Here is a 19,616-nt window from a genome sequence, read left to right as displayed (position 1 = left end):
GCCGCGCACGCTTTCTCCATGCCCTCCAACGACACCGCGCGCGGCCTTCGCGCGCTGATCTTCGCTTTCACGCTCAGCCAGTTCTTCCGCACCTGCCTCGCGGTCATCGCGCCGGAGCTTCAGCACGACCTGTCGCTCTCGCCCGCCGGTTTCGGCACGCTGTCGTCATGCTTCTTCCTGGCCTTCGCGGTCGCGCAGATCCCGATCGGCATCGCCTTCGACCGCTACGGCGTCGGCCGCCCGACCCGCCTGCTGACCGGCGTGGGCGTGCTGGCCGCCCTGCTCTTCGTGGTGGCGCCCAACGGTGCCACGGCGATGGTGGCGCAGGCCGGGCTCGGCCTGGCCTGCGCGCCGGTCTTCATGGGCCTGATGCACTACGCGTCGGAGCACCTGCCGGTGCACCGCTACGCCACGGTGGTGGGCCGGGCCAATGCGATCTCGATGGTCGGCGCGCTGTGCGCCACCGCGCCGCTGGGCTGGGCGGCGCACCGCTTCGGCTGGCGCGCCGCCATGGGCGTGGCTGCCGTCTTCATGCTGCTGGCCTGCATCGGCGTGTGGCGCCACGTGCACGACGAAGGCCATGCCGACGCGCAGCAGGAAAAGCTGGGCGACCTGTTCGCCGGCAGCGCGCGGTTGTTGACGGTGCCCGCGATGTGGACGCTCATCCCCCTGTGCGTCGCGCTGGCGGCCGGCACCACCTTTCGCAATGCCTGGGGCGGCCCCTACCTGGCGCAGGTGTACGGGCTGGGCGCCGACGCGCGCGGCCTGGCGCTGGCCTTCGTCAGCCTGGGCGGCTTCGCCACCGCCCTGCTGCTGCCGGTGCTGGTGCGCCGCCACACGCTCAAGACCACGGTGATCGGCTGGGCCCTGATGTCGCTGGTCGGCGGCCTGGTGCTGTCGGCCGTGCCCGACCTCGGCCTGCTGCCCGGCGTGCTGCTGCTGACGCTGCTCGCCACCTTCGGCATGTGCCACCCGCTGGTCATGGCGCACGGCCGCGGCCTGGTGCCGCAGGCGCTGCGCGGGCGCGGCCTGGGCGTGCTCAACACTTTCGTCTTCCTGGGCTCGGGGCTCACGTCCTCGGCCTTCGGGCTGATCGCCGACGCCGGCCAACGCAGCGGCGCGGGCGCCCCGGCCGCGTACACGGGCATCTTCCTGTGCGCATCGGCGCTGGTGGTGCTGGGCACGGCGGTGTACTGGTTCAGCCCACGACCGGCGCCGCACTGATCCGCCGACTCGCTTGCTTTCCTACGCCGGTACGCGGCCTGGGCGTGCGCTGCCGCCCTGCCACGCTGCTCACCATGACGATCCACTTACTGAGCACGGAGACCCCATGAAGAATCTTCTCCTCGCTGCCGCCGTCGGCCTCGCGGCATTCGCGCTCGCCGCCTGCGACCCCACGCCCAAGACCCCGAAAGCCGCGACACCCGTCGCCGTGATGACTTGATGGCGAGCAAGGCCCTCATCGTCGGCGTCAGCGGCGTCATCGGCAACGCCCTGTCGGAGCAGCTGCTCGGCAAGGGCTGGTCCGTCCATGGCCTGTCGCGCGGGCGCACCCAAGTCGCGTCCGGCTGCATCCCCCTGGTCGCCGACCTCACGAATGCGGCGCAGCTGCGCGACGTGCTGCAAGGGCTCGACGTCAGCCATGTGTTCTTCGCCGCCTGGTCGCGCCAGGCCAACGAGAAGGAGAACATCCGCGTGAACGGTGCCATCGTGCGCAACGTGCTCGACGCCGTCGGGCCGGCGCTCCAGGGTGGCCATGCTGCGCTGGTCACCGGCCTCAAGCACTACCTCGGCCCCTTCGAGGCCTACGCGACCGGCGCTGTTCCCATGACGCCCTTCCGCGAGGAACAGGGCCGCCAGGCGGTCGACAATTTCTACTACGAGCAGGAAGACCGCCTGTTCGAAGCCGCCGAGCGCCACCGCTTCGGCTGGAGCGTGCACCGGCCGCACACCATCATCGGCTTCGCGGTAGGCAACGCGATGAACATGGGCGTGACGCTCGCCGTGTACGCCACGCTGTGCAAAGAAACGGGCCAACCCTTCGTCTTCCCCGGCTCGGCTGCGCAGTGGAACAGCCTCACCGACATGACCGACGCGCGGCTGCTGGCGCGCCACCTCGAATGGGCATCGACGAACGAAGGCGGCAAGAACGAAGACTTCAACGTCGTCAACGGCGACGTCTTCCGCTGGAAGTGGCTGTGGCCGCGCCTGGCCGACTACTTCGGTATCGAGGCCGCGCCCTTCGACGGCACGACACGACCACTGGCCGACCGCATGGCCGATGCGCCCGCGCAGTGGGCCGCCATCGCCGCCAAGCACCAGCTAGCCGAACCGAACATCGACAAGCTCGCCTCGTGGTGGCACACCGACGCCGACCTCGGCCGGCCGATGGAAGTGCTGGCCGACATGACCAAGAGCCGCCAGGCCGGCTTCCTCGACTTCCAGAGCACGCCGGACGCGTTCGTCGACCTGTTCCAGCGGCTCGAGGCCGAGCGGATCATTCCGAAGCGCTGAGCGCCTGCGCCGCGGCGCTGTCGAGGAAGCGCAGCGACGGGTCCAGCGCCAACGCACGCCGCGCGGCCTGCGTCTCGGCCGCGTCGAGCGGTTCGAGCAGCGCAACTTCTCCCGCGATGCTGGTCGCGACCGGCACGCCGTCGCGCCACAGCACGCGCGAGCCGGCGACGCGCGGCACCTTCGGGCCGACGACGATCGTGCCCAGCAGGTTGGCCGGGTCGCTGGCGGCCAGCGCGATGAAGGCGCCGTCGTGCGCTTCGCGCCGGACTCGGCGCATCGACGCCACCGCCTCGGGCAGCGCGAACTGTTCGCCCGACACGCCGGCGATGAAGCGCCCGCCACGGATCTCGCCGCGCGCTTCGAGCCGCCGGCACACACGCACGAGATCACGCCACGGCGGTAGCCACGCAGCCTCGCGCTCCAGCAAGCGCCAGCAGATCACGCCATAGCGACGCAGCAGCACATGCACGACCTGCTCGATCGCTTCGGCCGAGCCGGGGTTGGCTGATTCATTGGCAGACGGCGGACGCACCAGCGTCCAGCGGCCCGCGTCTTCGATGCCGAACAGCGGCACGCGACGCCGGCGGCGCGTGTCGGCCGACGCGCGCTTCGACGCGGGCACCAGCAACGCACGCAGACCGGCGTAGCTGTCGCAGCGCACGCGCCCCTTGGCGACCAGCTCGGTCAGCGCCTCTTCGATCTCGACCGGCAGCAGCCGCGTGCCGCCCGCGATCTCGTCGAAGAAGCAGGCGCCGTGCTGCTTCAGATGCTCGGCCACGCGTGAGGCGCGCGAGCCGAGGTTGTCGTCGTCGATGGGCGCGGGCGCCAGCGCCGTCCACAGCGCGGCGCTGCGGCGCGGCAGCAGCACGACCGGCGTGGCATGCAGCGAGAGGCTGCCTGCGCCCTTGCGCCCTTCCGCCGGCGTGGCGTTCGGCCGCAGCCGCGTCCACAGCACGCGGCCGGCCGTGCACAGGTCATCGAGCCACGCGCCCGCGTAGTCGGTCACGCGGGCAGGCAGCACCTCGGCCTCCCACATCGGCGCGGGCGCCTCGTAGCCTTCGAGCTGCGACAGCACGCCCGACAGCGCCTCCGGCCCGCTCACGCGCGATGCGGCGCCGACGTGCTGCCACTCGAACAGGAAGCGCACGAAGTCGCGCGGCTCCACCGGCTCGATCTCGCGGCGCAGGCGCTTGAGCGTGTAGCGGTGGATGCGCGCGAGCAGATGGCGCTCGCACCATTCGACGTGTTCGGTGCCCGGCGTGAAGCGCCCCTGCAGCACGCTGCCTTCGGCCTGCAGCGCGAGCAAGGCGGCTTCGACATCGGCGACCCGCAGGAACAACGGCGCCGCCAGTTGCGCGACCGTGACCGGGCCGAGCCCGCCGAGGCGCGAGCGCAGCAGTTCGCGCAGCGCGGCGTCGCGGTCGTCGGGCCGCTCGGCATCGGCGGGCGCGGTGATGGCGGGCTGCATCGGCGCCTCGGGCGCGATGGCCTGCAGCAGCGGCAGGCGCTCGGCAGACACCCACACGCCCCGCGCACTGCGGGCCTTGCCCTCGATCAGCAGGCGCGTCGCGCGCCCGGCCTTGGCCAGCGCGGTCAGCCACTTCTTCCAATCTGCCTGCGCAGCCACCTCGTCGTCGCTCACCGCGCCGAGCATGCCCAGCGCCTCGTGCATCTCGTCGGCGTTGCGCGGCTGCGGCCAGGCTTCGTCGCGCACGCTCGCGATGGCGTCGGCGTCGAGCTGGCCGACGTCGTCGGCGCTCTCGGGGTCGGTGTAGCGGCGGTTCTGCACGGCCTGCGTGCGGCGCTCTTCCAGCGGCGCGTCGTCGAGGAAGGCGTAGGGCCGCGCGTTGAGCGCTTCCATCGCCAGGGGCGACGGCCCGGGCAGGTCGCGCGCCAGCACGCGCACTTGGCCCGACTCCATGCGGCGCAGCAGCGCGAGCCAGCCGTCGGCGTCCATCGCGTCGTGCAGGCAGTCGTCCATCGTCTGCGCAACCAGCGGATGCTCGGGCACCTCGCGCTCGCCCACGATGTTCTCCAGGCAAGCGACCTGGTCGGGGAACACCGCCGCCAGCAGGTCTTCGGAGCGCATGCGTTGCAGCTGCGGCGCCACCTTGCGCCCACCGCTGAAGCGCGGCAGCGCCAGCGCCGTGGTCGCGTTCCAACGCCAGCGCACGCCGAACAGCGGCGCGTCGAGCAGCGCCTGCACCAGCACGTCGAGGGCCGAGTTGGAATGCAGGTAGCGCGCCACCTCGTCGAGCGGAAAGCTGTGGCTGGTCGACAGCGACAGCACGATCGCGTCTTCGGTCGCCGCCGCCTGCAGCTCGAAGTTGAAGGTGCGGCAGAAGCGCTTGCGCAGCGCCAGGCCCCAGGCGCGGTTCAGCCGGCTGCCGTACGGGGAATGGATGACGAGCTGCATGCCGCCCGAGGCGTCGAAGAAGCGCTCCAGCACGATGGTGTGCTGCGTCGGCAGCGTGCCGAGCACGGCTGCCGCATGCGCGAGGTGCTCGACGATCTGGCGCGCGGCTTCCTCGGCCAGGCCCATCGTCGTCGTCAGCAAGGCCATCGCGCCGGCGCGGCCGCTCAGCGCCAGCACCATGCCGACTTCTTCGCGCAGGCGCGACACGCCGAAGGACAGCTCGTCCGTACGCCCCGGCGCCTCGCCGAGCCAGAAGGGAATGTTGGGCGCCGCGCCCTGCGCGTCTTCCACCCGCACGCGGCCGGGTTCGATCTTCAGGATGCGATAGCTGGTGTTGCCCAGCTGGAACACGTCGCCAGCCAGGCTCTCGACCGCGAAGTCTTCGTTGACCGTGCCGATCTTGTCGGCCTGCGGCTCCAGCATGACGGTGTAGTCGCCCGTCTCGGGGATGGTGCCGCCGGAGGTCAGCGCCGTCATGCGCGCGCCCTTGCGCTCGCGCAGCAAATGGTTCACCGCGTCGCGATGCACATAGCCCGCACGTTGGCCCTGCCGCGTGGTGAAGCCTTCCGACACCATCCGCACCACTTCCATGAAGCGCGCATGCGTCAGCTGCGCATAGGGCCAAGCGCGGCGCACCAGCGCGAAGAGATCGTCCTCATGCCATTCGCGGCAGGCCGTCTCGGCCACGATCTGCTGGGCCAGCACGTCGAGCGGCGCGGGCAGCACGCGCAGCGCGTCGAGCTCACCGCGGCGGATGCAGTCGAGCAGCGCGGCGCATTCGACCAGCTCGTCGCGCGACTGCGGAAAGAGCCGCGCCTTTGGCACGCCGCCCACTGCGTGGCCCGAGCGACCGGCCCGCTGCAGAAAGGTCGCGATGGAACGCGGCGAGCCGAGCTGGCAGACCAGGTCGACGTCGCCGATGTCCAGCCCCAGCTCCAGCGAGGCGGTCGCGACCAGCACCTTGAGCTCGCCGCGCTTGAGCCGCTGCTCGGCGTCGAGCCGCGTCTCTTTCGAAAGGCTGCCGTGGTGCGCCGCCACCGCGTCCTTGCCGAGGATGTCGCCCAGGTGCCGCGCCGCGCGCTCGGCCATGCGGCGCGTGTTGACGAACACCAGCGTCGTCTTGTGCAGCCACACGAGTTCGGCCACGCGCGCATACACCTGCGTCCACTGCTCGTTCGACATCACCGCCGCCAGCGGCGTGGGCGGCAGTTCCAGCGCCAGGTCGCGCTGCTTGACGTAGCCGATGTCGACGACCGCGCAATCGGCTACACCATCGTTCGTCGCACCCGCGCCGACCAGGAAGCGCGCCACCTCGTCGATCGGCTTCTGCGTGGCCGACAGGCCGATGCGCACCGGCCGCTCGCCACCGCCTTCCATGCACAGCGCCTGCAGCCGCTCCAGCGACAGCGCCAGGTGGCTGCCGCGCTTGCTCGCGGCGATGGCGTGGATCTCGTCGACGATCACGCTGCGCACCGTCGCGAGCATCTTGCGGCCCGACGCCGAGCCCAACAGCACGTAGAGCGATTCCGGCGTCGTCACCAGGATGTGCGGCGGCCGACGCAGGCTCTGCTGCCGCTCCCGCTGCGGCGTGTCGCCCGTGCGCACCGCCGTGCGGATGTCGACATCGGGCAGCCCCAGCGCCGCCAACTCCGCCCGAATGCCGGCCAGCGGCGCGTCGAGGTTCAGGCGGATGTCGTTGGAGAGCGCCTTGAGCGGCGATACATAGACAACCGCCGTTTCATCCGGCAGGCCACCGGGCGCGAGTCCCCGCACGACCAGATCGTCGAGCGCAGCGAGGAACGCGGTGAGCGTCTTGCCCGAGCCGGTGGGTGCGGCGACGAGGGTGTCGCGGCGGGCGCGGATGGTCGGCCACGCGGCGGATTGGGCGGGTGTGGGGGCGGGGAAGGTTCGGGTGAACCAATTGGTGACGGCGGGGTGGAACGATGCTTGGGGCACGGGGACATAACATCAGGGTCGATAGCCAGATGTCAAGACACTGAAACGTTGGTCGTATACGGGCTACCTCGGACTCGCTCAGGCGTCTGCTCCCGCCCGCGATCAGGACGCCATTCCAAACGAGCTAGATGGCCGCAGCAATGAAGCCCGCTCAGGTTTGCTTCGCAACTGCCTGTCAGCATACCCAAGGCACTTGGCTGTTTCTATGCAAAAACAGTTGTCGGTTCAGTAGTTCGACCCAGGGGGGCGGCAACGCGCGTTACAGCTACGTCCAGGGGGCAGCCACAGGTGCAAGAAAGTGCCTCGAACAGGGTCACTTGCCCAGTGAATCCTGCGTAACAGAAGTTCGCACGCGGTTCGGACACGCGGGCCTCGCTTACTAAATGACCCACGGGCGACCCTTCGACTTGCGCATGGAAGCCGTACTACAAGTCGCGACAACAGCTCATCGGGCGGCATCGGCGGAATCGCGAAAGCAATCTAAGCGTAACAATTGACACATAACGCAACAAGAAAAAGACCTAAGCAGCACCTTTTTCATCACCGTTTGAATCATTTATAACGAGACACACACCCCACCACTCACCTTAAACACGTCTAAAACCGATACTTTTCTCTTTATTATCAACAACTTACATAACCCATACTTCAAGCATCATCAGCATACGCACAGACCCATTTCAAATGCAAAGGTATTCGCAAGAAAAATCGCCTATCCATCCGGCCACATACAACGGCGGTTTCTGCAGTACATTTCAACGCAACTAGGAAAGGATGCGCGAAATGGCAGCTGCAACGAAGAAGGCGGTCATGGAGTTTCTGGGTTATTCCATCGCCAAGGGTCTCGTTAACTCCAACACAGGCGGTGGTTTGAAGGCAGCCGCCACGAAGATCTTGGAAGACTTCCAGGACGACGATGACGTTGCCGAAATCGACGTGCCCGCCGAGGTTCTCCGCTATCACAACCGTCACCCCGGCCAGCTATCGCCTGACACCCTTGCGCAGTACCAGAAGCGCGTGATCATGATCTTGAGCGAGTTCGCGAAATATCAGGCGAGCCCGACGACCTACAAGGGAATGTCCCGCGGGCCCGTCGCAAGCAGCGTTTCGACGAAGCCGACTTCCAAGAAGGACAACAAGAAGTTCGTCGTGAAACAGTTGCCGCCGGCGGAGTCTGCAGCGATGCCCGAACCCGCGCCTCAACAGCAGCGGCTGACTGCTGCCACGGAGTCGAGCTTGATGATGCCGTTCCCGCTTAGGCCGAATTTTTTGGTGCAAATCATCGTGCCACGCGACATGACGAAGGACGAGGCGTCGCGGCTGTGTACGTTCATCACGGCGCTGGGTCATGACCACGCGGTGGTGGAACAGTGAACTCCAAAAAGGTGAAGGGCCGGACGATGGTACGTCCAGCCCCTCGGTTCCAACTATGTCCTGGCAGGGACGCAGAGCACGTCTGCATGATCGTGCGGAGGGGACTGATGCTTAAAAGAACCATCTCATCACCGTTATTCGCACGCACCTGACATTGGGATCAGGTGCGTGGATTCTAGGGGGCGGTCGGCCTTTGTCGGCCGCTTGCCCTGGATGGCTTCATGCCATGTTCTGTCGGTGCAACATTTATACCGAGGTCGGCGCGGGCCTACGGGCTCGGTACAGCCGGTTCAATCCATTCGAAATGTAGAAGGAAATCGCTATGACGACCAAATCCTCCCGTAACGAGCAGACGTCTTCGCGCGCTGCAACGGCCGCCAGCAAGGTGCTCCGTGATCCGAAGAGCTCGGCTGCTGCGAAATCTGCAGCCGCGTCGGCTCTGACCCAAGCTCCGCCTAAGAAGTAATAGGCTAAGCAAGCAAGGGGCATCGGGCAACCGATGCCCCTCACGCCTCAGCCAATCCACTCGCGCCACGACACGTCGCTGCGCACCCGACACGCAACATCATCGAGCCGACGCGCGAAGATCGCCCAGCGACCTTCCCCGCCGAACTCCGCGTGGAGCGACTTCACGAAGCGGCTCGCCTGATCGAGCTCGTTCTGGCTGAGGTACCAACCGAATACGCGTTCGTACTGAGCGAGCTTGTGGCCCGCAAGATGCGCCGCCGCGCCCTGCGGCGTCGTCAGGCCATCGAGCATGTCGAGCAGCGCCGTGACATCGCGTGCGATCTCCGCGCCGAGGGCCTCGGCATCCGTGTCCAAGGTGACGTCGTATTCCCGGCGAGCGCCGGCGTCCGCGTCGTTCGGTCGCAAGCGCACATGGCACGACGGCTCGTCGGGGTCTTCGATGATGGGCTCGCCGATTACCGCGTCGAGCGCCGGGAGGTACACGGACCCGTTGATGTAGAACCGCGCCGCGAGCGCACCGTTGCGCGAGCTGCGCTCCACGTTGACGACCTGTGTGGCCTCCCCCACCCGACGCCTGAAGGTCGAACCGGAGGACGTGAATCCTCGGGTGGTCAACACAGGCCGCAGGTGGGTTCGAATGACCGCTGTGATCAGACTGGATGGAGACATCGTCGCGAAGAATAAGCCAACGGAGCGCGCGACTTGCCATCACGCCGTTCAAACTGCTTTCCCGCCACGTCCGCACCGACAGGCTATGCGCCTGAACTCCTGGACACGCCCTTAAGGCCCGAACGTCATAACGAGGGCATACGGCAGGCTCCCGGCCCCCACCGTGTCAGGGCTCAAGGCCATGAGCAAGCCGCCTGCGCCGATGCTGTATTGCGCCACGGAAGCACTGTTCAAGTTCGCCAGATAGACATACCGACCTGTGGGGTCGACAGCGGCTGCCGTGGGATTGTTGCCGGTCGCCAGCGAGGCGGGATTCAACGGCGCCAATGTTCCGTCGGCATTCACGCTAAATTGCGCGACAAAGTTGCCGCCGTCCGCTGTCACATATGCATAACCACCGGAAGGATCGATGGCGACCGACGATGGACCCGGGCCGATGGCCACGCTGGCGGGGCTCAACGGCGCGAGCGCACCGTCCGCGGCGATGCTGTACTGGGACACCGTATTGGTGCCGATGTTTGCCACATACGCATAGCGGCCCGAAGGGCTGACCGTCACGCGGAACGGCCCAGCTTCTGTCGCCACCGTGGAAACGCTCAGCGCAACGAGTGCGCCGTTCGGTCCGATGCTGTATTGCGATACCGTTAGATCGTTCAAGTTCGTCACATAGACAAACCGCCCCGTGGGATCGACGGTGATGCCGAACGGATGCGATCCCGTCCCCACGGTTGCAGGTGTCAGGGGCGTCAGCGCGCCACCGGCGCCCAGGCTGTACTGGGAAACCGTGTCGTCGTCCAGGTTGGTCAGGTAGGCATAGTGGCCGGTGGGGTCCACGACGATCACGGTGGGTACACGCCCCGTCGCCACCGTCGCAATGCCCATCGGCGTCAACCTGCCATCGACCCCGATGGTGTATTGCGACACCGTATTGCTAGCGAAACCGGTTGCGTAGGCATAGCGCCCGGTCGGGTCGACTGTGATGCCGTATGGCTCGGTGCTGGTGGCGACGGTCGCGGGGCTCAGTGGCACCAGCTTGCCGTCGGCGCCGACGCTGTATTGCGAAATATTCGAACTGCTCACGTTCGACACGTACGCGAACAAGGCCCGGTTCACACAGGTCACCACCACGTTGTTCACATTGGCGGTGACGCCCGCGCCGGCCCCATTGATCACCGTGCAGGTCTGTCCGACAGGCTGGGTGCCCACCGTCACCGCGTAACTTCCATTGAAGGCGACGGGGGTGGCAAAGCCGATGCTGCCGTCGGCTGCAACAGTGGTCGGATCGGCAGCGTTGTTGCGCAACGTGACCGAACGCCCCGACGCCAAGCCGGAAATCGTTCCGCCGATGGTGTAGCCGTTGACTGCACAGGTGACCTGCACGTTGGTGACGTTCGATGCAAGCCCCACGCCCGTGCCGTTGCCAACCGTGCAGGTCTGCCCCACGGGTTGCGTGCCCACGGTGACGGCGTAGCCGCCGTTGGCAACCACCGGGGTGGCAAAGCGGAAGCTGCCGTTGGCAGCCACCGTGGTGGGGTCGGCTGCATTGTTCTGCAGAGTGACTGTGGTGCCCACACCCAGGCCGGAGACTGTGCCACCGATGGCATAGGTGTCGACCGAACAGGCAACCTGGACATCTACCACGTTGGCCGTGACGCCTGCACCGCTGGCGTTGGCGACAGTACAGGTCTGACCCGCGGGCTGGGTACTCACCGTGACTGCATAGCCACTGCCGAAAGCGACGGGAACGCGGAAGCTGAAAATGCCGTCAGCTGTGCGCGTGGTCGCATCGGCGGCGTTGTTCTGCAGCGTCAGCGTGGCGCCAGGCGCCAGTCCGGAGACGGTGCCGCCGACGTTGTAGGTATTCGCAGAGCAGGTGACCTGCACATTGCTGACATCGGCCGAGACGCCGGAGCCACTGCCATTGGAGACCGTGCACGTCTGGCCCGCGGGCTGGCTGCTGACGGTGACCGCATAACTGCCATTTCCGGGCAAGGGTGTCGCAAAGCTGAAGCGGCCGTCGGCCGTGCGCGAGTTCGTATCGGCAGCGTTGTTCTGCAAGGTGACCGTGCCCCCCGGAGCCAGACCGGAGACCGTTGCGCTGATGGTGTAAGTGGGCGCCGTCGGAGCAACCACGGGATCACCGCCGCCACCCGAACATCCACTCAAAAACAGTGTGGCGAGCACGCCCGCTGCGCCCCATGACAGGCGTTGAAAAAACCGGGAGTGCATAAATACCTATGAAACGGGACCAGAGTCGGTACCACGCAGCATCGCCACGCACTCGGTTTGAAATACACGACGAATGTACCGGCTTTAAGTAGGCATGGCGCTGCTCAGCTAACGCACGCCATGCAAAAGGCCCGACGCGAAGTGCGCCGGGCCTTTTGAGTTAAAGCGATATCAAGCGATATCGAACCGATCCAGCTCCATCACCTTGACCCAAGCCGCCACGAAGTCATCCACGAACTTCGCCTGGCTGTCCGCGCTGCCGTAGACCTCGGCGATCGCGCGCAGTTGCGCATTCGATCCGAACACCAGGTCGGCGCGCGTGCCGGTCCACTTCAGTTCGCCGGTCTTGCGGTCGCGGCCTTCGAACTGCTCGCCGGCACCGTCCACCGAGGTCCATGCCGTGCCCATGTCGAGCAGGTGGACGAAGAAGTCGTTGCTCAGCGCGCCCGGCTTCTGCGTGAAGACGCCGTGCTTGCGCTGCGCGGTGTTCGCGCCCAGCACGCGCAGGCCGCCGACGAGCACGGTCATCTCGGGCGCGGTGAGCGTCAGCAGTTGCGCCTTGTCGATGAGCAGTGCCTCGGCCGGCACGGCGAACTGCGCCTTGGTGTAGTTGCGGAAGCCATCGGCGACCGGTTCCAGCGGCGCGAAGGAGGGCACGTCGGTCTGCTCCTGCGATGCGTCGGCGCGGCCCGGGGTGAAGGGCACCTTGACTTCGCGCCCGGCGTCGCGGGCGGCCTGCTCGACGGCGGCACCGCCGGCCAGCACGATCAGGTCGGCGAGCGAGATCTTCTTGCCGCCGGTCTGCGCAGCGTTGAACTCGCCCTGGATGCCTTCGAGCACCGACAGCACCTGGGCCAGCTGCGCGGGCTGGTTGACGGCCCAGTCCTTCTGTGGCGCGAGGCGGATGCGCGCGCCGTTGGCGCCGCCGCGCATGTCGGAGCCGCGGTAGGTCGATGCCGAGGCCCAGGCGGTCGCGATGAGCTGCGATGGCGCGAGGCCCGAGGCCAGCACCTTCTGCGACAGCGCGGCCACGTCCTGCGCGTCGACCAGCGCATGGTCGACGGCGGGCAGCGGGTCTTGCCAGATGAGTTCTTCGGCAGGCACTTCGGGGCCGAGGTAGCGCACGCGCGGGCCCATGTCGCGGTGGGTCAGCTTGAACCAGGCGCGGGCGAAGGCGTCGGCGAACTGGTCGGGGTTCTCGAAGAAGCGGCGCGAGATCTTCTCGTAGGCCGGGTCCATGCGCAGCGCCAGGTCGGACGTGAGCATGGTCGGCACCAGCTTCTTCGACGGATCGTGTGCATGCGGGATGGTCGCTTCAGCCCCCTTGGCCACCCACTGGTGCGCGCCGGCGGGGCTCTTGGTCAGTTCCCACTCGAAGCCGAACAGGTGCTTGAAGAAGTCGTTGCTCCACTGCGTGGGCGTGGTGGTCCAGGTCACTTCGAGGCCGCTGGTGATGGTGTCGCCGCCCTTGCCGCTGCCGAACTTGTTCTTCCAGCCGAAGCCTTGCGCTTCCAGGCCGGCCGCTTCGGGTTCGTCCGCCACGTTGTCGGCGGGGCCGGCGCCGTGGGTCTTGCCGAAGGTGTGGCCGCCGGCGATGAGCGCCACGGTTTCCTCGTCGTCCATCGCCATGCGGGCGAAGGTGTCGCGGATGTCGCGGGCCGAGGCGATGGGGTCGGGCTTGCCGTCCGGGCCTTCGGGGTTGACGTAGATCAGGCCCATCTGCACGGCGGCCAGCGGGTTCTCCAGGTCGCGCGACTCGGGCACCTTGCTGTCGTCGTCTTTCACCAGCACGCCGCCGGCCTTCTCCACGCCGGGCGAGCCTTGCGAATAGCGCACGTCGCCGCCGAGCCATTTCGTTTCGCGGCCCCAGTACACGTCCTGGTCGGGTTCCCACACGTCGGCGCGGCCACCGGCGAAGCCGAAGGTCTTGAAGCCCATGGTTTCGAGGGCGACGTTGCCGGTGAGGATGATCAGGTCGGCCCACGAGATCTTGCGGCCGTACTTCTGCTTGATCGGCCACAGCAGGCGGCGCGCCTTGTCGAGGCTGACGTTGTCGGGCCAGCTGTTGAGCGGCGCGAAGCGCTGTTGGCCGCGCCCTGCTCCGCCCCGGCCGTCGCCGATGCGGTAGGTGCCGGCGCTGTGCCAGGCCATGCGCACGAACAGGCCGCCGTAGTGGCCGAAGTCGGCCGGCCACCAGTCCTGCGAGTCGGTCATCAGCGCGGCGAGGTCGGCCTTCACGGCGGCCAGGTCGAGGCTTTTGAACTCGGCGGCGTAGTCGAAGGATTCGCCCATGGGGTCGGACTTGGACGAGTGCTGGTGCAGCAGGTCCACGCGCAGTTGCTGGGGCCACCAGTCACGGTTGCTGGTGCCGGCGCCGGCGGCCTGGTGAAACGGGCATTTCGCTTCGTTGGTCTGAGTGCTCATGGGGATACTCCTTCTAGGTTTTGGCTATGGCGAGAGACGTGTCGATTGTTGTCTCGAACGAGCGGTCCGGCGAATAGGGACTCTCAATCTGGCCGATAGGTGCCGGCCTACACAGGCTGTGGCTTCAGGCGACGGCCAACACGGCCGTTCGTCAGTCAGCATATCGCGATGCCCGCCCCCAAGCCATCGCCCGTCGACGCTCGATTTCCCGCGGGCATGCCCCTCATCCGGGTGCGACAGGCGGCACGCCGCGCGCGTGCCGGCGCGGCGCCCGACGCCTTCGGCTGGCTGGTCGACCGCGCCGTGCACGACCTGCGCAATTCGCTGTCGGCCATCCGCATCGGTGTCGAGTTGATGAACCGCACCGACGGCACGGTGCCGGCCCCTGCCGCGGCGGTGCTGGCGCACATCGACAGCGCGGCGCAGCGCGCCAACGCCCTGTCGGACGAGCTGGCCGACGCATGCCGCCTCGCATCGGGGCTCGACCTGGTGCTGCACCCGCGTCGCTTCGGTCTGCATGCCGCGGTGCGGCAGGCGCTCGACGCCCTGCCGGGTTCGGCGGCGGCGATCGAGCACGACCGGCTCGGCGAAGGCGACTGCATCGCCGACCCGTCGCGCATTGCGCGCTTCATCGCCCTGGCGATCGACGAGATCACGGCCAGCGCGCCATCGGCCTTGGTCATCGTGATCAGCGAAGTGGCGAGCGACCGCTTCCGCATCGCCGTGCACGGCGACGGCACGCGACGCGCGGCGCTGCCGCCGGCCACCGCGCATGTCGCGCGCCAGGCGCAAGACGAAGCCCGCCGTCGCACGCTGATGTTGCAGGCCATCGCGCAGGCGCATGGCGGGCGGGTGCAGATCAGGAGCGACTGCGGTCCCCACCGGACCATCGACGCGAGCTTTGCGAGCCTGCCCCTCGCGCACGGCGCCGCCTGAGCCCAGGCAAGGCGGCCCGGGCCCCCCGCCCGTTCACAGCCTCACAACCGCCGGTACATCACCAGCGCGTCGGTGTACCCGAGCACCGGGTGATGAAAGGCCTCGGGGACGCGCCCGACGGTGTCGAAGCCCATGCGGTGCCAGAGCGCGACCGCGCGATGGTTGCTGGCGACCACGAAATTGAACTGCATGGCGCGAAAGCCGGCGGCGCGCGCCGCGTCGAGCGAATGCGCGCACAACGCGCGCGCGACGCCGCGGCCTTGCGCATCGGCGGCCGTCATGTAGCCGCAGTTCGCGACATGTGCGCCACCGCCGTTGCGGTTGGCGTGGAGCACGTAGGTGCCCAGCACGCGCTCGCCGTCGTGCGCAACGAAGCAGTCGTTGACGGGTGCCAGCCAGGCGCGCAACGCGGAAGCGCGGTCGGTGTCGCGTGGAAAATCGTAGCTCTCGCCGGCGCGGATGACGGGCTCGAGGATGCCCCACAGGGCCTCTTCATCGGCTGGCGTGGCTTTGCGGATCGAGAACATGGCTGCGTGGCTCCGTCGACAAGTTGGACAACGACGATACAGCGGGCGGCACCGCACCGCGCCGGCCACGGTCGGCCTTGGGCAGCACCGCGGTGTCGAGCATGCGATCGGCCTGGGCCTGCAGGCGCCGCAGGGCCGCGTCGAAGCGGGCGGCCTCCTCCGCATCCAGCACCGCGCCCAGTTCGGTGTTGATCGCGCTCACCAGGGGAAAGAGCTCGTCGTACAGCGCGCGGCCCCGCTCGGTCAGCGCCAGCGTCACCTGGCGGCGGTCGCCGGCGCGGGGCTCGCGCGAGATCAGGGCCTTGGCGACCAGCGAGCCCACGGCCTTCGAGGTGCGCGCGCGGTCGAGCTGCGCATGCTCGGCCAGCTGCGACGAGCTCAGTTCACCCAGGCTCGCCAGCGTGACCAGCAGCCGCCACTCGCGCCGGGTGATGCCGAAGCGGCCTTCGCACAGCCGCGTGACCATGCGGCCGGCGACGACGACCAGGCGCGACAGCCGGTACAGCAGCAGCGCCTCCAGCGGTTCGCGAGGTGGCAAGGTCATGGGGGCAGGGCTCCGTGGGTCCGTTTCATCCGGGCTGGTCCGGGCTGGTCCGGGTTAGTCCGGACGATGGTTGATTTGATCAATCGACTGTAGCCTCACCAGAATCGCCGGCAGCCGCCGCGCGCCCGAAACGCCGCATCGCATCACCCCCTGGAGACCCCCATGACGCCCTTCCCTTCATACCCGCGCCGGCTGCTCACCCGCCGCATCGCCACCCTCGCCGCGGTGGCCGGCGTCATCGCCGCCGCCCTGCCGAGCGCGCACGCGCAGGCCCAGCCGCAGCTCGACAGCCCGCTGCGCATCGTGGTCGGCTACGCACCCGGCGGCGCCACCGACCGGGTCGCGCGCATCGTCGGCGACAAGCTCGCCACGCGCCTGGGCGTGCCGGTGGTGGTCGACAACAAGCCCGGTGCCGGCGGCCGGCTCGCGGCCCAGCAGGTCAAGGCCACGCCGGCCAACCAGAACGTGCTGATGCTGGCCAATCCGGCGGTGATGGTCGTCGCGCCGCTGGTCTTCAAGGACAACAACTACGACCCCGAGCGCGACTTCGTGCCGGTGTCCCACGTCAACGACTACGACTTCGCGCTGGCCGTGTCGCCCACGCTGCCGGTGCGCGAGCTGAGCCACCTGCTGGCCTGGATGCGCGCCAACCCGACGCAAGCCAACGTCGGCGTGCCGGCCACCGGCAGCCTGCCGCACTTCTTCGCGCTGATGGTCGGCGAGAAGGCGAAGGTGCCGACGCAGGTGATCGGCTACCGCGGCTCGGCGCCGCTGCTGAACGACCTGCTCGGCGGCCAGGTGCCGGTGGCGGTCGACACGGCCGACGTGGTGCTGCCGCAGCACGAGGCCGGCAAGCTGCGCATCCTCGCGTTGTCGGGCGCGCAACGCTCGGCCTTCGCACCCAAGATCCCGACCTTCAAGGAAGCCGGCCTCGACCTGTCGGCCACCGGCTGGAACACCTTCTTCGCACCGGCCAGCATGCCCAAGGACAAGGTCGAGCGGCTGGCCGCCGCGATCCACGCGGTGATGCAGGACCCGGACACGACGCGCCGCTTCAAGGAGTCGCTGATGACCCCGGTGGTGAGCACGCAGGCGCAGACCGTGGCGATGCTGAAGGCCTACCGCGCGCAATGGGCGCCGGTGGTGCAGAAATCTGGCTACCAACCTTGATCGAGGACGGACACAGGATGGCAACGCAAGCGAAACGGCCGAACATCGTCTTCATCGTCGCCGACGACCTCGGCCATGCCGACCTCGGCTGCTACGGCGGGCGCAACGCGGTCTTCGGGCCGGTGTCGCCGGTGCTCGACGGCCTGGCCGCGAACGGGCTGAAGCTGACGCAGGGCTATGCGAACTCGCCGGTGTGCTCGCCCACCCGCTTCGCGATGATCACCGGCCGCTACCAGTACCGGCTGCGCGGCGCCGCCGAGGAACCGATCCGCAGCGACAGCCGCGGCAACACCGCGCTCGGCCTGCCGCCGGCGCACCCCACGCTGCCCTCGCTGCTGCGCGACAGCGGCTACCGCACCGCGCTCATCGGCAAGTGGCACCTGGGCTATCCGCCGCACTTCGGGCCGCTGCGCTCGGGCTACGACGAGTTCTTCGGGCCGCTGTCGGGCGGGGTCGACTACTTCACCCACTGCGACTCGCGCGGCACGCACGACCTGTGGCTCGGCGACGAAGAAGCGCAGGCCGAGGGCTACCTCACCGACCTGCTCTCGCAGCGCGCCGTCGACTACGTCGGCCGCATGGCGCAGCAGCCGGCCGACGACGCCAAGCCCTTCTTCCTCAGCCTGCACTACACCGCGCCGCACTGGCCGTGGGAGACGCGCGACGACGCGGCCAAGGCGCCGGCTGTGAAGGACAACCTGTTCGACCTGGCCGGCGGCAACATCCATGTGTACCGCCGCATGATCCATCACATGGACGAAGGCATCGGCCGGTTGATGGCGGCGCTCGAAGCGCATGGCATGGCCGACAACACGCTGGTCGTCTTCACCAGCGACAACGGCGGCGAGCGCTTCTCGGACAACTGGCCGCTGGTGGGCGGCAAGATGGACCTGACCGAAGGCGGCATCCGCGTGCCGTGGATCGCGCACTGGCCCGCCGTCATCGCGCCGGGCGGCGAGAGCCGGCAGCTGTGCATGACGATGGACTGGTCGGCCACGATGCTCGATGCGGCCGGTGTGCCGGCCGATGCGGCCTACCCGCTCGACGGCGTGTCGCTGATGCCGGTGCTGCGCGATGCGGGCCACCGCTTCGAGCGGCCTTTGCACTGGCGCATGAACCACCGCGGCCAGCAGGCCATGCGCGACGGCGACTGGAAGTACCTGCGCGTGGACGGCAACGACTACCTCTTCGACCTCTCCGCCGACGAGCGCGAGCGCGCCAACCTCGGCAAGAAAGCGCCCGAGCGCCTGGCCCGCATGCGCGCCGCCTGGGAGGCCTGGAACGCCGGCATGCCGCCGATTCCGGCGGACGCGACGATCAGCCTGGGCTATTCGGTGAAGGACATGCCGCAGCGCTGAGGGCGACGCTTCCGTCAGCCGGCGAAGCGCTTGCGGTATTGCGTCAGGCTCACGCCCAGGCGCCGGCCGAAGGCACGACGAAAGGCATCGACGTTCGCATAGCCCACCGCGTCGGCGAGGCGCTTAGCGGGCAGGTCGGACTCCTCGGCCATGCGGCGCGCGGCATCGATCCGCGCCTTCTCGACGAACTCCGCCGGCGTGGTGCCGGCTTCGCTGCGGAAGATGCGCGCGAAGCTGCGTTCGCTCATGCCGGCGCGTGCCGCCAGCGCCGGGACCGAGAGGTCGTCCTTCAGATGGGCCAGCACGTAGTCCTGCAGGTCCCGCACGCCGGAGCGTTCCGAGGTCTGCGCGGCCAGGTGGGCGCTGAACTGGCTCTGACCGCCGGGCCGCTTGAGGAACATCACCAGCTCGCGCGCCACGCGCAGCGCCAGGTCACGGCCATGGTCGGCCTCGACCATCGCGAGGGCCAGATCCATGCCGGCCGTCACGCCGGCGGAGGTGAAGAGCTTGCCGTCCTGCACATAGATCGCGTCCGCTTCCACGCAGGTTCCCGGGTAATCGGCCGCGAGCCGTGCCGCCGAATTCCAGTGGGTCGCCACGCGCTTGCCCTCGAGCAAGCCGGTGGCCGCCAGCACGAAGGCGCCGGTGCACACCGAGCCGTAGCGCCGCACGCTGCGCGCCTGGCGACGCAACCAGTCCTGCAGCGGTGTGTCGCTCGCCATGTCGTCGAGCTTCGGGCTGCCCGCGACCAGCAGCGTGTCGATGCGCCCGCGGTGCGTGGCCACGGTGGCGTCGGCCGCAAGCCGCAACCCGCTGCTGCTCTGGAGCAAGCCCGGCCGGGTGCCGATCAGCTGCACCCGGTAGGCCGAGGGCCGGCCGAGCTGGCGCGCTGCCTCGACGAAGACATCCGCCGGCCCGGCGACGTCGAGCAGCTGGAAACGGGGAAACGCAAGGATGGCGACGCGCATGGCGGAGAAGGCCCGGTGATTGGCAGCAAATGCCGCCGTATGTCCAAGACGGTTTCGCGAGCT

Annotated in this window: 13 protein-coding genes; 6 read left to right on the top strand and 7 right to left on the bottom strand. The window is 68.3% G+C overall.

Annotated features, from left to right (window positions below; genetic code table 11):
• Positions 1 to 18 precede the first annotated feature (18 nt).
• Together ACSFA2_RS14700 and ACSFA2_RS14695 are read left to right on the top strand one after the other, a co-directional pair.
• Positions 19 to 1,224: an MFS transporter gene (locus ACSFA2_RS14700; RefSeq protein ID WP_435456051.1), complete on the top strand. Its 1,206-nt coding sequence runs from the start codon at positions 19 to 21 to the stop codon at positions 1,222 to 1,224.
• 219 nt (positions 1,225 to 1,443) lie between these two features.
• Positions 1,444 to 2,514: an SDR family oxidoreductase gene (locus tag ACSFA2_RS14695; RefSeq protein ID WP_435456050.1), complete on the top strand. Its 1,071-nt coding sequence runs from the start codon at positions 1,444 to 1,446 to the stop codon at positions 2,512 to 2,514.
• Here ACSFA2_RS14695 and ACSFA2_RS14690 read toward each other — a convergent pair.
• Positions 2,498 to 6,886 (bottom strand): DEAD/DEAH box helicase, encoded by a 4,389-nt coding sequence (locus ACSFA2_RS14690; RefSeq protein ID WP_435456049.1) that lies wholly within the window; start codon positions 6,884 to 6,886, stop codon positions 2,498 to 2,500. The two genes, ACSFA2_RS14695 and ACSFA2_RS14690, sit on opposite strands and share 17 nt — an antisense overlap.
• Positions 6,887 to 7,669: 783 nt before the next feature.
• Between ACSFA2_RS14690 and ACSFA2_RS14685 the strand changes: the two genes are divergently transcribed.
• The gene (locus ACSFA2_RS14685) at positions 7,670 to 8,260 is read left to right on the top strand and encodes a hypothetical protein (protein WP_435456048.1); all 591 of its coding nucleotides are present in this window, start codon (positions 7,670 to 7,672) and stop codon (positions 8,258 to 8,260) included.
• Positions 8,261 to 8,773: 513 nt separating this feature from the next.
• Here ACSFA2_RS14685 and ACSFA2_RS14680 read toward each other — a convergent pair.
• The 3 genes from ACSFA2_RS14680 to katG form a co-directional block, all read right to left on the bottom strand.
• Positions 8,774 to 9,346, bottom strand: a complete 573-nt coding sequence (locus ACSFA2_RS14680) for a DUF4304 domain-containing protein (RefSeq protein ID WP_435456047.1) — start codon at positions 9,344 to 9,346, stop codon at positions 8,774 to 8,776.
• Positions 9,347 to 9,508: 162 nt separating this feature from the next.
• Positions 9,509 to 11,581 carry a beta-propeller fold lactonase family protein gene (locus tag ACSFA2_RS14675; RefSeq protein ID WP_435456046.1) on the bottom strand — a complete coding sequence of 691 codons (2,073 nt, stop codon included), beginning with the start codon at positions 11,579 to 11,581 and terminating at the stop codon, positions 9,509 to 9,511.
• 216 nt (positions 11,582 to 11,797) lie between these two features.
• Complete coding sequence (gene katG / locus ACSFA2_RS14670; RefSeq protein ID WP_435456045.1) at positions 11,798 to 14,050, bottom strand: catalase/peroxidase HPI; 2,253 nt, start codon at positions 14,048 to 14,050, stop codon at positions 11,798 to 11,800.
• 216 nt (positions 14,051 to 14,266) lie between these two features.
• Between katG and ACSFA2_RS14665 the strand changes: the two genes are divergently transcribed.
• Positions 14,267 to 14,986, top strand: coding sequence for a histidine kinase (locus ACSFA2_RS14665; RefSeq protein WP_435456044.1), 720 nt, complete (start codon positions 14,267 to 14,269; stop codon positions 14,984 to 14,986).
• A gap of 41 nt (positions 14,987 to 15,027) precedes the next feature.
• On the opposite strand, the gene ACSFA2_RS14660 is transcribed toward ACSFA2_RS14665, so the two are convergent.
• Entirely contained in the window at positions 15,028 to 15,513 is a 486-nt protein-coding gene (locus ACSFA2_RS14660; RefSeq protein ID WP_435456043.1) for a GNAT family N-acetyltransferase, read from the bottom strand.
• Entirely contained in the window at positions 15,479 to 16,057 is a 579-nt protein-coding gene (locus tag ACSFA2_RS14655; protein WP_435456042.1) for a MarR family winged helix-turn-helix transcriptional regulator, read from the bottom strand. The genes ACSFA2_RS14660 and ACSFA2_RS14655 overlap by 35 nt, the downstream gene beginning before the upstream one ends.
• A 162-nt stretch (positions 16,058 to 16,219) precedes the next feature.
• On the opposite strand from ACSFA2_RS14655, the gene ACSFA2_RS14650 reads away from it, so the two are divergent.
• A complete protein-coding gene (locus ACSFA2_RS14650; protein ID WP_435456041.1) occupies positions 16,220 to 17,227 on the top strand; it encodes a Bug family tripartite tricarboxylate transporter substrate binding protein in 1,008 nt (335 codons plus the stop codon).
• A gap of 17 nt (positions 17,228 to 17,244) precedes the next feature.
• Entirely contained in the window at positions 17,245 to 18,585 is a 1,341-nt protein-coding gene (locus ACSFA2_RS14645) for a sulfatase family protein (RefSeq protein ID WP_435456040.1), read from the top strand.
• A gap of 14 nt (positions 18,586 to 18,599) precedes the next feature.
• Here the strand turns inward: ACSFA2_RS14645 and ACSFA2_RS14640 are convergent, their stop codons facing one another.
• On the bottom strand, positions 18,600 to 19,553 hold the full coding sequence (locus ACSFA2_RS14640; RefSeq protein ID WP_435456039.1) for a GlxA family transcriptional regulator: 954 nt from the start codon (positions 19,551 to 19,553) through the stop codon (positions 18,600 to 18,602).
• Between the last annotated feature and the right edge of the window lie 63 nt (positions 19,554 to 19,616).

This window comes from Variovorax cryoconiti (genome assembly GCF_051216395.1).
GTDB lineage: Bacteria > Pseudomonadota > Gammaproteobacteria > Burkholderiales > Burkholderiaceae_C > Variovorax.
Note: the sequence above shows the minus strand (reverse complement) of the source record. Positions and strands in the feature narration are given on the sequence as shown.

What these genes read in the sequence shown, in the direction of transcription:
- ACSFA2_RS14700 (WP_435456051.1), top strand. Translation starts at nt 19, where the DNA reads ATGCCCTCCAACGACACCGCGCGCGGCCTTCGCGCGCTGATCTTCGCT.
- ACSFA2_RS14695 (WP_435456050.1), top strand. Translation starts at nt 1,444, where the DNA reads ATGGCGAGCAAGGCCCTCATCGTCGGCGTCAGCGGCGTCATCGGCAAC.
- ACSFA2_RS14685 (WP_435456048.1), top strand. Translation starts at nt 7,670, where the DNA reads ATGGCAGCTGCAACGAAGAAGGCGGTCATGGAGTTTCTGGGTTATTCC.
- katG (WP_435456045.1), bottom strand. Translation starts at nt 14,050, where the DNA reads ATGAGCACTCAGACCAACGAAGCGAAATGCCCGTTTCACCAGGCCGCC.
- ACSFA2_RS14665 (WP_435456044.1), top strand. Translation starts at nt 14,267, where the DNA reads ATGCCCCTCATCCGGGTGCGACAGGCGGCACGCCGCGCGCGTGCCGGC.
- ACSFA2_RS14660 (WP_435456043.1), bottom strand. Translation starts at nt 15,513, where the DNA reads ATGTTCTCGATCCGCAAAGCCACGCCAGCCGATGAAGAGGCCCTGTGG.
- ACSFA2_RS14655 (WP_435456042.1), bottom strand. Translation starts at nt 16,057, where the DNA reads ATGACCTTGCCACCTCGCGAACCGCTGGAGGCGCTGCTGCTGTACCGG.
- ACSFA2_RS14650 (WP_435456041.1), top strand. Translation starts at nt 16,220, where the DNA reads ATGACGCCCTTCCCTTCATACCCGCGCCGGCTGCTCACCCGCCGCATC.
- ACSFA2_RS14645 (WP_435456040.1), top strand. Translation starts at nt 17,245, where the DNA reads ATGGCAACGCAAGCGAAACGGCCGAACATCGTCTTCATCGTCGCCGAC.
- ACSFA2_RS14640 (WP_435456039.1), bottom strand. Translation starts at nt 19,553, where the DNA reads ATGCGCGTCGCCATCCTTGCGTTTCCCCGTTTCCAGCTGCTCGACGTC.